Origin of the sequence: Lachnoanaerobaculum gingivalis (genome assembly GCF_003862475.1) — a bacterium.
GTDB classification, from domain to species: Bacteria; Bacillota; Clostridia; order Lachnospirales; family Lachnospiraceae; genus Lachnoanaerobaculum; species Lachnoanaerobaculum gingivalis.
In genome coordinates this window covers 231,974-245,864 of the sequence record NZ_RRCO01000004.1, presented here as the reverse complement: position 1 = coordinate 245,864, position 13,891 = coordinate 231,974, and the positions used below count along the sequence as shown (strand labels likewise).

Here is a 13,891-nt window from a genome sequence, read left to right as displayed (position 1 = left end):
TCCTCCTAAAAGTAAGCATTATATGAATTTTGATAAATTTTCTTATAAATATCCGCAAAAGGTTTCGGCAGCAAAATATCAAACATTATACTTTCCTCCATCTGCCTTGAATTATCCATTATGCTTTTTTTAGTTGTAGCCTCGTCATGTATTCTATAGCAAATACCGGGTCTTTCAGACAGTACAATTCTTCCTTCAAGTTTAGAGAGCTTAAGAAGGCACTCCCAGTCAAGTGCAAATTTAAGCTCCGATATAAATAAATCCTTAGGACAAAGTCTCTTATCATATGCACAGCTTGGTGCAATTATAGGATTACCGAATGTAATTGCAAGTCTTTTTACAAAAGATATATTATTTAATGCATTTACTCTAAGAGGTAATCTGAGTATTTTTTTTACAATCTCCACCTTACCGAATTGCTTTATCTTGCCGTTTTTCAATGTTATAGATGATGTTGTAAAAAGAGTCATATCGGGATATTTTTTCTTATACTTAAGCAAATCCTTAGTATAATTTTTTAAATAAATATCGTCCTGATGTGCAATGGTTACCAGCTCCGTTTGCGCCGTATTATAAGCAAACTGCCAGTCAAAACCGATATTTGACACATTCTCAGGCTTCTTATTATCATTTACAAACACATCGATATTATATTTTTTTGCAATGTTATATATATGATCGTTCGGTGTGGATGTGGCAATCTTTATATCTGATTTTACAATCTGTGCCTTTAAAGATTTTATACAGCTTTCTAAATATGGTGATTCTTTATATGCGCAAATAACAAATGTATGTTTCATAACTTCCCCGTCTTTGCTACTTTCTTTTTATAATGTCCTTTATTATACCATGAAAATACAGCCATTGCATTATGTCGGGACATTTAAAAAAGGGGCTGTCGGGAAATACTGAATTTTAATCCCTACAGAACTAAATAGAAATATCCTGACAAGTACAAGGCATTTTGGCTTTGTGACTTTGTCAGGATATTTTGTTTTTCTATTATACTGTCTATTTTTGGGCACAAAACCCCCTTAGCAGAAATTTTGCTTTTGCATTTTTTACTATGCGGTTCTCTCCTGTAGTTTTCCTTCAAATTTCTTTAGTTTTGCGTAGAGAAAACGATGATATTTGTTTATATTTCTTCCTATTGCAAAAAGCATAAATTCTTTATATACCTTATCTGAAGAGCGATAGTTAAAGCGTCGGAAATCTTCATTTTCTTTAATATCTCCAAAATGACCTTCTGTTTGAATAGAGCGTATCTGTCGTTTTAGAATACCTTTTTCACTCTGTATGTTAGCATGTGACTTCTCTCGAAGCTCTTCCCATACTTCATTGATCTTCATCACTTTGTTCTTATCAATATCTTTATCAGGATTATATTTGTATAAGCATTTAGACTTATGTTCACATCCACTACAGTCTGAACATCCATATACTTCATATGTTTGTGTATAACCATTCTGTCTTTTCTTTTCAGTGTTGATATGTCTCAGTTCACGACCGTCATGGCAGATATAGACTTGTTCATCCTCAAATACCATTGTCTTCATGTTGTAGTATTTACCTATATCTTTACTGTATGCTCTTGTTTTTCTTTTCTCATGATCCTGCAGTTTTATATAACTGTCTATCTTATTTTCTTTTAGATATAAGAGATTTTTCTCACTACAATAACCGCTGTCTGCTGTCACTTCTTCAAGTACTTCTCCAAATGCTTCCTTATGCTTTTCAAGGACCGGAATTAATGTATTATAATCTGTACGATCATTACTTACATAACTATGTACAATAAAATAATTCTCTACTGCTATCTGTACATTGTATGCNGCACGCAAACAGAGACCTATCAAATGCTTTGATAAGCATAACCTTGGTACCTTTTCGGTAATGGGTCTGCATTCCTTTATTATCTACCATCTTATAAAATTTCTTCTCGAATTGAATCGCATGTCCGGCATCAACAGTTCTCTCGGTTAAAACCGCCAAAGTAAGATTTATTTTTTCTTTAGACGGTTGCTTTTCAAAGACAGATTTGATACCATTACATGGAAGTGAGAACTTCTCATTGAATTCTTTTATGTAGTGGTAAAGGAATTCATTGGCATTATTGATGTCGGTTACGCCTGCGAGTCTAAACTCAATAGGCAGGCGTGACTGTAAGGTTTGATTCAATCGTTCTATGCGTCCTTTAGCCTGTGGTACGCTGCTTGATTCAAGTTGTATACCAAGTTGCTTGCAGGCGTAAGCGAACTGTGTATAGGTGTCTTTGTCGTCAGATAAGGCACCTTTTTTCTTGTATGTAAATACAGTTCGTTTATCAGTAAGAAACTTATAGGGAATACCATAATCAGTAAGAATCTGTTCAAACACATGGTAGTAGCCGTTAAGAGTCTCTTGAGTATCAAACCATGCACCCGTAACAACACCTGAGGCATCATCAATGGCCAAATGTAGATGCCATATCTGTCCGGGCACCCATTCATAAGGTGTAGCATCCATTTGAAGCAATTCGCCGAAATAAGCACATCTTGGACGACGACTGTGAGCATCTTCAACTGCTACTAAGTTAGCTTGTATCTGTGATAATTCCTTTTTTGATGTTGCAGCTTGCTTCTTGGCTCTGAGAGCCTGCTTAATGCGTCTACGCTTAGCTTTTGTAGCCTTTGGAGATAGAATGTACTCTGACTCCAAAATACTCATTACAGAGGAAGAAGAGATGCTTATACCCTCATGCTTTTTAAGAAGCTCCGTATAGTGTTCAAAGTTAGCCTCGTAGTATTTAGTTCTGTATAGATCAATAACCTGACTTCTGACATCAGGACGGATAGTGGTAGCAGGCTTCTTACCTCTGTTACCATGGATAAAGAATGCCTTACCATCTTTAATATAACCTTGTATCATACGGTTTATATGCCTCTTGGTGCATCCTAGGATAAGAGCAGCTCTATCCTTATTAGCTGTATCCGGGTGATCTACCAGCCCTTTAATAACCTCATATTTTCTTTGTTCATTCATTGATAAAATAACCTTTCTGATAAGTCAGTCCCTCCTAGTGTTAGAATATACAAAATACTATTCTACCATAAGTGGGACATTTTTATTTGTGGTATACTAGGACTTTATCATTTATGGCTTATATTCATATAAGCTAAAGTTGATTTTCTGTTGACCTATTTCAAAAAAGTCGTTATAATAATTAATTGTGAGCATAGTTACATTATAACATGTAACGGAGAAAGATGGTTGTCGTTAGCCATCTTTTTTTATGTAAAAATTTAGGGAAGAGCGACTCATTTTGAGTTACTCCTCCCTATTTTATGACTGCCATTTCCCGACAGCCCCTTTAAATTAAAAGAATTTATCTTCTGTTTTCCTGTGCCGCCCATCTGAAGTTCGGAACCAATTCCTGCCACTTGCTTATACCTAAGATGCTCTTTGCAAAATCGGTATTGTCAAGAGTGTACTTTGACTTGTCAATATATCTGTATACTGTCCAAAGTTTTCTCTTTGATATAGCCTGAATTTCATCTCCAACATTCATGCTGCATGTCCAAAGTCCGAATGAAAGCCCCTGTCTTACCTCAAGCGGTGCATCCACCTGACGGCTTAAGATATATGCTTCGATATACGGATTTGAATCTACTAGATAGTATGAGTATGCAAATGCTGCAGCCTGCTCATTCTCAAGATTTCCTCTTGTAGGATTTGTAGCTGTAAAGCCTTCCTCTGTAAGCATAATATGTCTTACCGAGCCGTCATGCTTTTTAAGTGCATCCTGTGCAAAATAATCTGTAAGCTTATTTAAGTTTGCAAAGTTTATTACAGGTGAATCAAAGCTGTCCTTTATCCATCCGGTCTTTTGAGCATCATCCCAGAACTCAGGATCTGTCATAGGTGCCGGATATGGGTGATAAGCAAGTCCCCAATCAATATCTCCATGCTCAAGCACAAGAGAATTGAAATTGTCTACTATCTGCTTTCCACCATACTTATTCTTATTGTTTATCTCATTATTCCAGTTATAATCAAGCGAGTAGAATACTCTGTCTGTAGAAGAAGTAGACTTGATTGCATTATAGAAAATTCTAAATGCCTTCTCATACTTTCTTGTATAACTTCTTACATCCATATCTCCTATATAATTCCACTGCTGGTTGTTGATCTCATTTCCTATAATCCAGTTTGATACCTTACCGTGTGCGGTATTTTTTCCGTTGTATCTTTCCGCAAGGAATGATGCAATAGCCTCAGTGGTCTCTGTGCCCTCTTTTGATGAAGCATTGAACATATAGTAGAATATGCTGTCTCTTCTGGGCATATTCGGATACATAAGCTCAGGATGAGCCTCATTATAACCGTTCAAAATAATAGCTGTAACAGTCATATCTTTTCCTGAGAAAGCACTTATTGTCTTATCATAGCTTTCTATAAGTGTCTTATTGAAATGATATGTCTTACCGTTATAATTGTAATCTATACCGCTTCCCAAAATCTGGTTGAAGGCAATATTTGTAGATGCATGCTTTACACCGAGGTTAAATGCATCATCAAGCATCTTCAGCTCTATCTGCAAACCTTTCTTTGATGCCTGTGCCTTGTATGCATCAGTATTTGCCGCAACCGCCTCAGGATTTGTAATATATTTAAGTGAACTTACCTGAACATATTTCGATCCGTCATAAACTGCCACCGCATAACTGTTGTACAATCTGCTGCTTTCACTGCCTTTATTAAGCTGATATGATTTCTTAACATTACCTGCACTTACCTTCTCAAGATAGTCGGTTCTGTTTCCGATACCCTCCTCATACGGCTGTAATTCAAAAAGATAAAAATTACCGTCTGTACCTGCCATATCACCTGAGTTATTCATAGTGATATCAACTGTAGACTTATTTTCTCCTATCACAACCGATTCAATATTTGATGTTGCACTAAGAGCATATGCATTACTATGTAATCCAAGTCCAAGCATTGTTACTATAGCTAATGCAGATGCAAGTTTTATTAAATTATTTCTTTTCATCTTGCCTCCTTCTTTATATATTATAACTTATTTACAAAAAAGCTTTGTTAATTTTTTTTTACATTTTTGTTATATCGCAAGTAAGTCTGTTTGCCCTTTTTATTACAGTCTTATACATACCGTACTGAATATTTTCAGCAAAGATATAGCATTTATAAGTATAAACAGAAATATGATATTTCTCTTGGTCTCATCCTTTATCACGATCTTATTATTCCTGCAGATCATAAGAAGAGGCAACAGTACCGGAATAAAATATCTTCCACTCACACCTTCTATAAATTCCGAGCTTATAGGAGTCCATGCTATAAGCATTGATAAAAGTACCAAAAATATGACAAAGAATATACTGATACCTGTAAGCACCCTTTCTTTTACCAACAGTTGCTTTTCTTTTGCCTCTCCGAAAACAGAAAATATCATGCCTATATTAAGTACCAAAAATCCTATATACGGAATCCCCACCACATCATCCGCATGTCCGAGATATGCTCCGAACATTGTCTTATGATAGTATTCAAATTGTAAAAGCAATGTATTATAAAACAGCTTTACAGCCTTTAATTTATTGTGCAGTAAATAACCTATGGTGTAGCTCTCCTCACCTGCCCACTCAAGACTTGAAGCAGTGCTTGTAGAATATCCTACTACTGTAGATCTGTTGACAAGATACATTGCAAACACCCATGTCAAAAGTACCACTACTGCAGAGGCGAGAAAAAAAGTTATATTTTCTTTTTTTATCTTGCCGTCCACCTTACCTCTGAATTTAAACTTATACATCGGTATACAAAAAAGCAGTAAAAGCATCGGGAAGTAAACCATTTTACATGGTAAAACAAGTCCCGCAATAAGTGAAACTATGACCAGGTCTTTTATACCAAACTCCTTCTTTTCATGTGCAAGATAAAATACATAGGACACAAAAAAAATCATGCTTGAAATCATAACCGCATCATAGGAATATGATGCCGCCAGTTCAATTGTTGTAGGAAGAAGGCTGACTAAAAAAATAAATTCTTTAAATTTAGGCAGGAAATATATTCCCAAAGTACCGAATAATATAAATAAAATAAGATTTGCTATTCTTCCAAAGAGTACAAGATAAACACTGTTAAGCCCCATTATTCTGGCTACAGTAATACCCGTTGCTGGTAAAAAATATACACTCGGTATGGTATTTACAGGCGCGTGTAATGACTGGGCCTTTTCATAATCTTTGCCGCCAAAACTGATATAATTATCAGCGCCGCGAATATTCCCCTCTCCATAAAAAACCTTGTAAGATGTTTCTTCAAGCTTGCTTGAAATAATTTTCCCATGACTTCCCTCCTCAGGTATTAAAACTTTCTCTTCTTCACTTTTACTTTTGTCAAAAGTGTACTCTCCGTCCACATCTTCTATCCAAAGATCCTGTGCTCTTATTATTACATGTCCGTCTTTAACGGTTGCCTGTTTTCCAAGCATCTTATTTGATATTTTATAAGCCGATATAAAATGTGCTATTTCATCAGGTGCAGACATGGCCGGAAAAACATACATATATGCAACTCCGAATATAAGCATTACAACCGGATATAACTTAACTATACTGAATTTTGTTAAATTCAAATATATTCCGGATACGAGTATCAGTATAAGGGCGACAACAGATAATATGATATAGCTCTTACTTAAAAAGTAATCACTTGTATGTGATACTCCAAGTTTTACATACAGTCCTTGAATATAAGCGATTACAATAAATCCTACTATGCAACCAAATAAATAGATGACTTTTTTCATAAACTCTCCAAATAATGCTTGTACTTTTTATAAATAGATATTACACTGTAATTACTACTATTGTAAAGGAGGTTATTATGGCAGGTTTAAAAAAGTTAATGTTTTGGGCAACTGTTGCAGGTGCTGCGGCAGCCGGAGTGTCATATATACTGAAGTATAAAGAATATCAAAAAGAATTGGAGGGCGAATTCAAGGATTTTGAAGACGAACTTTCAGATTATAAAACAGAGGATGCTACCGCAAACAGAAAGTATACAGCATTAAAGTCTACTACAGATGAATTCGTTACGGCAGCAAAGGACACCGCAAACAGTGCAAAAGGTATGGCAAGTGCAGCCAAGGAAATGTTAAAGGATGTGGCAAATATTATTACAGATAATGTTTCTGCAGCCGGTGATGTAGCAAAGGACAATGCAAAGCCGCTGTTTGAAAAAGCTAAATCAAGCGTTGAGCCTGTAGTTGACAAGGCTAAAAAGCAACTTGACAAATTCGGAAAGGATTCTAAAAAATCCGAAGTTGTTGAAAACGACCTTGATTCCGATGTGGAAGTTGAATTCTATGAAATGGACTCCGATGAGGACAAGAAAGGCTTGGCACAAAAGATTGATGATATTTTAGAAAACAGTACAGATAAGAAATAGTAAAAAAGAGGCTCATGGCCTCTTTTTTATCTGTCCTTAAAAGGTGTATATTCTTTTAATTCTCCCACATACTTTGTAGCAGGTCTCATTATTCTTCCATCATAAAGCTTGTTTTCCACATTGTGAGCAACCCAACCTATATTTCTTGATATAACAAATAGAGGTGTATAAAGATCCTCAGGAATACCGAGCATATTGTATGCAAACCCTGAGTAAAGGTCTACATTTGAAGAAATTGTAGTTCCCTTTCTCTCAAATACCACTTTCTTTACAGTCTTTTCAAACTCTTCATAGAAGTGATACTCTTCCAGTCTGTCCTTATCTTTTGCTACAGTCTCACAGTACTCTCTTAAAAGCTCGGCTCTTGGGTCTGTGATAGTATATACCGCATGACCGAATCCGTATATTAAACCGCTGCAATCATAGAAATCTTTATCAAGCAGTCTGTTTACGATATTTCTTATCTTCTTTTCATCGGTAGTTATACCTATTTCATCCTTTATCGCCTTCATCATCTGTACAACCGAAATATTTGCACCGCCATGCTTAGGTCCTTTTAACGATCCTATGGATGCCGCTATAGTTGAGTAGATATCCGTACCTGTGGATGAAACAACTACATTGGTAAATGTAGAGTTGTTACCGCCGCCATGGTCTGCATGAAGAATAAGTATTGTATCAAGAAGAGCCGCCTCATTCTTTGAAAATTTCTGATCGACTCTTAACATCTGCAATATATTCTCAGCCATTGAAAGCTTCTCGTCAGGATAATGTATTATCAAACTGTCATTATAAAAATAATGTCTCTTTGCCTGATATGCATAGCACATGATAACAGGAAGTGATGCCGATATTCTTATACCTTTTACAAGAGTGGAATAAACATCCACATTGTCAGGTTCCTCATCGTAGTTGTATAGAGTAAGTACAGCATTTTGAAGCACATTCATCAAATTCTTTCCGGGATTTCTAAGAAGCACACTTTCAAAGAAGTTGCTTGGCAGTGTATACATACTTCTGAATACCTTTGAGAAATTGTCAAGTTCCACCTTATTAGGCAAAAATCCGAATAAGAGTAAGAACATTACTTCCTCATATCCTCTTGTGGACTTTGCACTTCCGTTCACAAGGTCGTTTAAGCTGTAACCTCTGTAGTAAAGCTTGCCGTCTACATTTGTTTTTACACCGTCTATTATATCATAGCCCACTACATCGGATACTTTTGTAAGGCCTACTCTTACTCCTGTACCGTCTTCATTTCTAAGACCTTTTTTTACATTGAATTCGCTAAAAAGTCCGTTTTTAATTTCATTATAATTTTGGCTCTTTCCGAATTCCTGTGCCAAAAAGCTGTCAATATAATTATCCTTCATTCTATAACTTACCTCTGATTCTTAAGTATTCCAGTATCAAATCCACACCCTGTTCAAGTGTAATCTTTGATGTGTTCAGAGGAAGATCGTAATGTGTCATATCATCCCACTCTTCACCTGTATAATACTTGTAATACTCTTTCCTGATTCTATTGTTTCTTTGCACTCTTCTAAGTGCTTCCTTGGCATCTACTCCGTCAACTTCCATTACTCTGTCAACCTTTTTTGAGAGATCGGCATATACGAAAAGTGAAATAAAATCATCTTCTCCTGCTGAACTGAGTACGAAATCAGCACATCTACCTATAAGTATACAGGATTCACTTGCTACCAGCTCTCTTATAACTTCGCTTTCAAATCTGAAAAGATTGTCAGGTGAAACTATATCATCTCCTATGGACGGCTTATTATTTGCATTCTTTATTCCACCTATTATCCTTTGTAAAATATTATGCCCCGGTCTTTCGTCATTCATTCTGAAGTACTGTTCTCCGACAGCCGAATGTTCAGATGCCATCTTTATTATTTCATCATCATAATACGGTATTCCAAGTTTCTCTGAAAGCTGCTGTCCTATTATTCTTCCACCGCTTCCATATTCTCTGTTTATGGTGATAATAAGTTTCTTATCCATAGTCCCCTCCTATTTGAATTTACTAATTAGCCAACATCATTCTGTCATTGGCAAACTCACCGCCGCTTGCCTCTTCAAATTTTCTCAAAAGGTCTTCAACCTTAAGTTTCTTTTTTTCCTCACCGCTTACATCATAGATTACTCTGCCCGAATGCATCATTATAAGTCTGTTGCCTATATTGAGGGCATCCTTCATATTATGAGTTACCATCATTGCTGTAAGATTTTGTTCAGCCACAATCTGCTCTGTAAGATCAAGAACTGTCTTTGCAGTCTGCGGATCAAGTGCCGCCGTATGCTCATCTAAAAGTAATAACTTAGGCTTTTTAAGTGTTGCCATCAAAAGCGTCAACGCCTGTCTTTGTCCTCCTGATAAGAGTCCTACCTTTGATGTCATTCTGGTTTGAAGTCCAAGTCCTAGTTTTGCAAGTATTTCCTTGTAAAGCTCTTTCTCAGATCTTTTTATTCCCCAAGATAAACCTCTTTTTTCTCCTCTTCTGAAAGCAAGTGCGAGGTTTTCATCTATCTGCATTCCTGCACTGGTTCCCATCATAGGGTCCTGAAAAACTCTTCCGATATACTTTGCTCTCTTATGCTCCGGCATTCTTGATATATCCACGCCGTCTATTATAATCTGACCGCCGTCAATAGGATATACACCTGCAATCATATTAAGCATTGTTGACTTACCGGCACCGTTTCCTCCGATTATTGTTACAAAATCTCCCGGATTTAACTTAAGTGATAATTTATTTAAAGCTTTCTTTTCATTTATTGTACCTATATTGAAGGTTTTACTGACATTTTTAATCTCTAACATCTTATTCTCCCTTCGGTGAATAGGCTCTTTTTGCCCTTATTTTTGCACTCATTACAGGTACGGCAAGCGCAAGTGCCACTATTATTGCAGAAAGCATCTTCATATCGTTGGCATCCATTCCAAGCTGTAATACAATACCTCTGATTACAAAGTACACGATAGAACCTACAACAGCTGCCGAAAGTTTCATCCAGAAAGATATTACTTTACCGAGTATTACCTCACCGATAACTATAGCTGCAAGTCCGATTACTATAGCTCCTGTTCCCGCATTGATATCGGCATACTTCTGACTTTGTACTATAAGGCCTCCTGAAAGACCTATAAGTCCGTTGCTTATCACCAGGGCAAGAAGCTTTGCATGACCTGTATTTACTCCGAGAGCTCTGATCATAGCTTCATTATTTCCGGTTGCTCTGAGCGCGGAACCAAGCTCCGTACCGAAAAACCAGTATAAAATCATTATAATAAGTACAATAATAATTCCACCTAGTATAACACCGGCTACTGCATTACTCATACCTGTAGCATCTGTAAGCCATGAGAATATGGTATTTGTCTTTAAAAGCGGTATATTACTCTTTCCCATTACTCTAAGATTGATAGACCAAAGAGAAATCTGTGTCAAAATACCGGCAAGAATCGCCGGTATTTCAAATATTGTATGTAATGCTCCTGTGATAAAGCCTGCAATCATTCCGGCAAAAGTTGCAAATAAAAGTGCAAGTAAAGGATTCATGTTGAAGTTTACAATCATGACCGCACATACACATCCTCCAAAAGCAAAACTTCCGTCTGCCGTCAAATCCGCTATATCCAGCAGTTTATAGGTAATATATACCCCAAGCACCATTGCCCCCCAAAGTATTCCCTGCGCAACGGCACCTAACAGTGCTGTAAACATTTATACCTCCAAAAATTATATTATAATTCAATTTAAGCTTTCATTATTTTATAATATACCATAAATTACTGCATTGAAATACTTGATGTGTCTATTCCAAGTTCTTTTGCAACCTCTTCATTTATTGTAAGTTTGCATTTATCCTTTGGCAAATAAGCTATAGGAATATCTGCAGGTGACTTACCGTTTAAAATTTCAACAGCCTGCTCTCCTGCAAGCTTTCCGACCTCAAAGTAATCAATACCGTATGTTGCCAAAGCACCGTTTTCCACATGAGCAGCCTCCGCTCCTATTATAGGAATCTTATGCTCTGTAGTGGCAATCATAGCTACTGTTGTCATACCTGCCGCAATAACGTTATCTGTAGGTACATATATAGCATCTACCTTACCTACCATTGACTCAACCACTGTCTGAATCTCATTTGAACTTGAAACTGTGTACTCAACTCCGGTAAGTCCCTTCTCTTTAAGAGCATCCATAGCCATTTCAGCCTGTAACTTGGAGTTTGCCTCAGCTGTACAATAGAGTATTCCCACATTCTTTGCCTCAGGTAACAGTTTTGTTAAAAGCTCAATCTGATCCGCTACCGGTGTAAGATCAGAACTTCCTGTAACATTTCCTCCCGGTGCGTCATTGCTCTCCACAAGTCCTGAAGCTGCAGGATCTGTTACTGCTGTTATAACTACCGGAATATCTGTAGTGGCACCTGCTACAGCCTGTGCTGCAGGTGTAGCTATTGCAAGAATCAAATCTTTCTTATCATTTACAAGCTTGTTTGCAATAGTCTGTGCCGCCGACTGCTCACCGCCGGCATTTTGCTGCTCGATATCCACTTCAATACCTGCTTCTTCAAGTGCTGCCACAAAACCTTCATTTGCTTTATCAAGTGCAGGGTGCTGTACATACTGCAAAACTCCGACTTTTTTTGCATCGGCACTTACTTCTGATGAAGAATCAGCCTTGCTGTTTGTATTATCCGCTTTTGATCCGCATGCCATAAGGCTTGCTCCAATGAGTATTGCCATTGCTATTGTCAAAATATTCTTTTTCATAAACTTTCCTTCCATATAAATAAAACTTATTATGCAAGGGATTATACTATATATGTTTTTTTACGTCAATACCTTAAGGCTTTAAACATTAAAACTTTAAAGTAATAAAGTTCTTTATATTCTCAATATTTTTTAATCCTTCTTCGTAGCCTTCATTATACAGCTTTTCAAGTTTTACACTACTGTGCTCAAGCCTTTGTACTGTTACCTTATTATGCGGTCTGATAATTAAAAGCTTACCGTCTTTAGCCAGCTCTTCCATTTCTTCCTGCATCCTATTGTATCTCTCAGGTATAGTCATTAATTTTTCAACCAGATTAGGCAGCGGCTTAAAGTATCTTTTATATATACTTTCATTTATCTTATTTACAGGCTTTTTCCTGTAACCCTCTTCTCTTGTAAGTACTACTATTGCTTTTGAATAACCTACATCAAATGCTCTTTTATATGCTATTGAAGTTGATATACCTCCGTCAAGATATTTCCTGCCTTCCACATCTACCATCTTTGACATTACAGGCATGGATGCCGAAGCTTTTACTGCCGATATAATATCGCTGCAATTATTTTTATCAAAAAATCTGCTCTCTCCGGTTATTACATCTGTAGCTACAACTTCATATTTTTTCGCCTTGTCATTAAATGATTCCCAATCAAAAATATCGTATTTATTTGAAATATCATCAAATAAGAAATCGAAATTAAATATTTGTCTGGATTTGAACATGTTTTTATAACTTATATATCTCTTATCATGCAGGTATTTTAAATTGATTCTCTTTGATCTGCCTCTTTGCCTTGAAATATAATTCATTCCGTTCATAGAACCTGCAGAAACTCCGTTCACATATTCAATATATACTTCATTATCAAGCAAAGCATCCAAAACACCGGCTGTAAACAGCCCTCTTAAAGATCCGCCTTCCAGACACATTGCCCCTTTTAATAATTCCATCTTTCTACCTCCATATTTTAATATATTAGCACCTTGATTGTAATTACTCAATCTGTTACAATCTAACTTATTCTGATTTTGGTAGAATATAACAATGAATTATATAATAAATTTTAAAACGGAAGGTAATTTATGGCGGAAAAATTAGCGAAATCACTTGTAGGAATGATGGGCGGACTGCTGTCTCTGAGCTTCGGAAAGCAATTGATAGTATTTATTATATCAATGCTTCCTATTTTGGAACTCAGAGGCGGTCTTATAGCAGCTTCTCTTCTAAAGCTTTCACCGGTTGAAAGTTATGTTATAGCACTTGTAGGTAATGCTATACCTATTCCTTTTTTACTGCTTTTGATTAACAAAATCTTAAGCGCTATGGAAAAATCCAAATTTAAGCTTTTTAATAAAATGCACTCATTCCTACATAAAAAGATTATGAAAAACAAAGACTCCATAGAAAAATATGGATTCTGGGGACTTGTTATCTTTGTAGGTATACCTCTTCCCGGTACAGGTGCCTGGACAGGTGCTATAATAGCCGCATTCCTTGAAATGGACAGAAAGAAAGCCTTTCTTGCAATCTGCTTAGGTATGCTTATGGCAAGTATTATAATGATGATTATATCATTCGGCGTACTATCAAATGTTGTATAAAAAATGGTCTGTTAACCGTAAATTCCTACGATTAACAGACC

The 13,891-nt window shown here is 36.4% G+C and carries 12 protein-coding genes and 1 pseudogene; 2 read left to right on the top strand and 11 right to left on the bottom strand.

Annotated elements, in window-relative coordinates; genetic code table 11:
* Positions 1 to 5: 5 nt before the first annotated feature.
* The 5 genes and pseudogenes from EHV10_RS09865 to EHV10_RS09840 all read right to left on the bottom strand — a co-directional run bounded on the left by EHV10_RS09865 (position 6) and on the right by EHV10_RS09840 (position 6,817).
* Positions 6 to 800, bottom strand: a complete 795-nt coding sequence (locus EHV10_RS09865) for a glycosyltransferase (protein ID WP_128674505.1) — start codon at positions 798 to 800, stop codon at positions 6 to 8.
* Positions 801 to 1,064: 264 nt separating this feature from the next.
* A pseudogene (locus EHV10_RS15425) lies at positions 1,065 to 1,832 on the bottom strand (transposase); the annotation flags it as partial.
* Position 1,833: 1 nt separating this feature from the next.
* The coding region (locus EHV10_RS09855) for an ISNCY family transposase (RefSeq protein WP_128674609.1) at positions 1,834 to 3,021 on the bottom strand (1,188 nt) is incomplete at its 3' end.
* A 343-nt stretch (positions 3,022 to 3,364) separates the two neighbouring features.
* Positions 3,365 to 5,032, bottom strand: coding sequence for a DUF5722 domain-containing protein (locus EHV10_RS09845; RefSeq protein WP_128674504.1), 1,668 nt, complete (start codon positions 5,030 to 5,032; stop codon positions 3,365 to 3,367).
* Positions 5,033 to 5,134: 102 nt separating this feature from the next.
* Positions 5,135 to 6,817 (bottom strand): DUF2142 domain-containing protein, encoded by a 1,683-nt coding sequence (locus EHV10_RS09840; RefSeq protein WP_128674503.1) that lies wholly within the window; start codon positions 6,815 to 6,817, stop codon positions 5,135 to 5,137.
* A gap of 77 nt (positions 6,818 to 6,894) precedes the next feature.
* Between EHV10_RS09840 and EHV10_RS09835 the strand changes: the two genes are divergently transcribed.
* The gene (locus tag EHV10_RS09835) at positions 6,895 to 7,458 is read left to right on the top strand and encodes a hypothetical protein (RefSeq protein WP_128674502.1); all 564 of its coding nucleotides are present in this window, start codon (positions 6,895 to 6,897) and stop codon (positions 7,456 to 7,458) included.
* A gap of 26 nt (positions 7,459 to 7,484) precedes the next feature.
* Here the strand turns inward: EHV10_RS09835 and EHV10_RS09830 are convergent, their stop codons facing one another.
* The 6 genes from EHV10_RS09830 to EHV10_RS09805 form a co-directional block, all read right to left on the bottom strand.
* Positions 7,485 to 8,831 carry a citrate synthase gene (locus EHV10_RS09830; RefSeq protein WP_128674501.1) on the bottom strand — a complete coding sequence of 449 codons (1,347 nt, stop codon included), beginning with the start codon at positions 8,829 to 8,831 and terminating at the stop codon, positions 7,485 to 7,487.
* A 1-nt stretch (position 8,832) separates the two neighbouring features.
* The gene (locus EHV10_RS09825) at positions 8,833 to 9,465 is read right to left on the bottom strand and encodes a cytidylate kinase-like family protein (RefSeq protein ID WP_128674500.1); all 633 of its coding nucleotides are present in this window, start codon (positions 9,463 to 9,465) and stop codon (positions 8,833 to 8,835) included.
* 22 nt (positions 9,466 to 9,487) lie between these two features.
* Positions 9,488 to 10,285: an ABC transporter ATP-binding protein gene (locus EHV10_RS09820; protein ID WP_128674499.1), complete on the bottom strand. Its 798-nt coding sequence runs from the start codon at positions 10,283 to 10,285 to the stop codon at positions 9,488 to 9,490.
* Position 10,286: 1 nt separating this feature from the next.
* Positions 10,287 to 11,189: an ABC transporter permease gene (locus EHV10_RS09815; protein WP_034214532.1), complete on the bottom strand. Its 903-nt coding sequence runs from the start codon at positions 11,187 to 11,189 to the stop codon at positions 10,287 to 10,289.
* Positions 11,190 to 11,254: 65 nt separating this feature from the next.
* Positions 11,255 to 12,244: an ABC transporter substrate-binding protein gene (locus EHV10_RS09810; RefSeq protein WP_207667151.1), complete on the bottom strand. Its 990-nt coding sequence runs from the start codon at positions 12,242 to 12,244 to the stop codon at positions 11,255 to 11,257.
* A gap of 88 nt (positions 12,245 to 12,332) precedes the next feature.
* Complete coding sequence (locus EHV10_RS09805) at positions 12,333 to 13,199, bottom strand: patatin-like phospholipase family protein (RefSeq protein WP_128674497.1); 867 nt, start codon at positions 13,197 to 13,199, stop codon at positions 12,333 to 12,335.
* A 132-nt stretch (positions 13,200 to 13,331) separates the two neighbouring features.
* Here EHV10_RS09805 and EHV10_RS09800 point away from each other — a divergent pair, with 132 nt between their 5' ends.
* Positions 13,332 to 13,850 carry a COG2426 family protein gene (locus tag EHV10_RS09800; RefSeq protein WP_128674496.1) on the top strand — a complete coding sequence of 173 codons (519 nt, stop codon included), beginning with the start codon at positions 13,332 to 13,334 and terminating at the stop codon, positions 13,848 to 13,850.
* Positions 13,851 to 13,891: the final 41 nt, after the last annotated feature.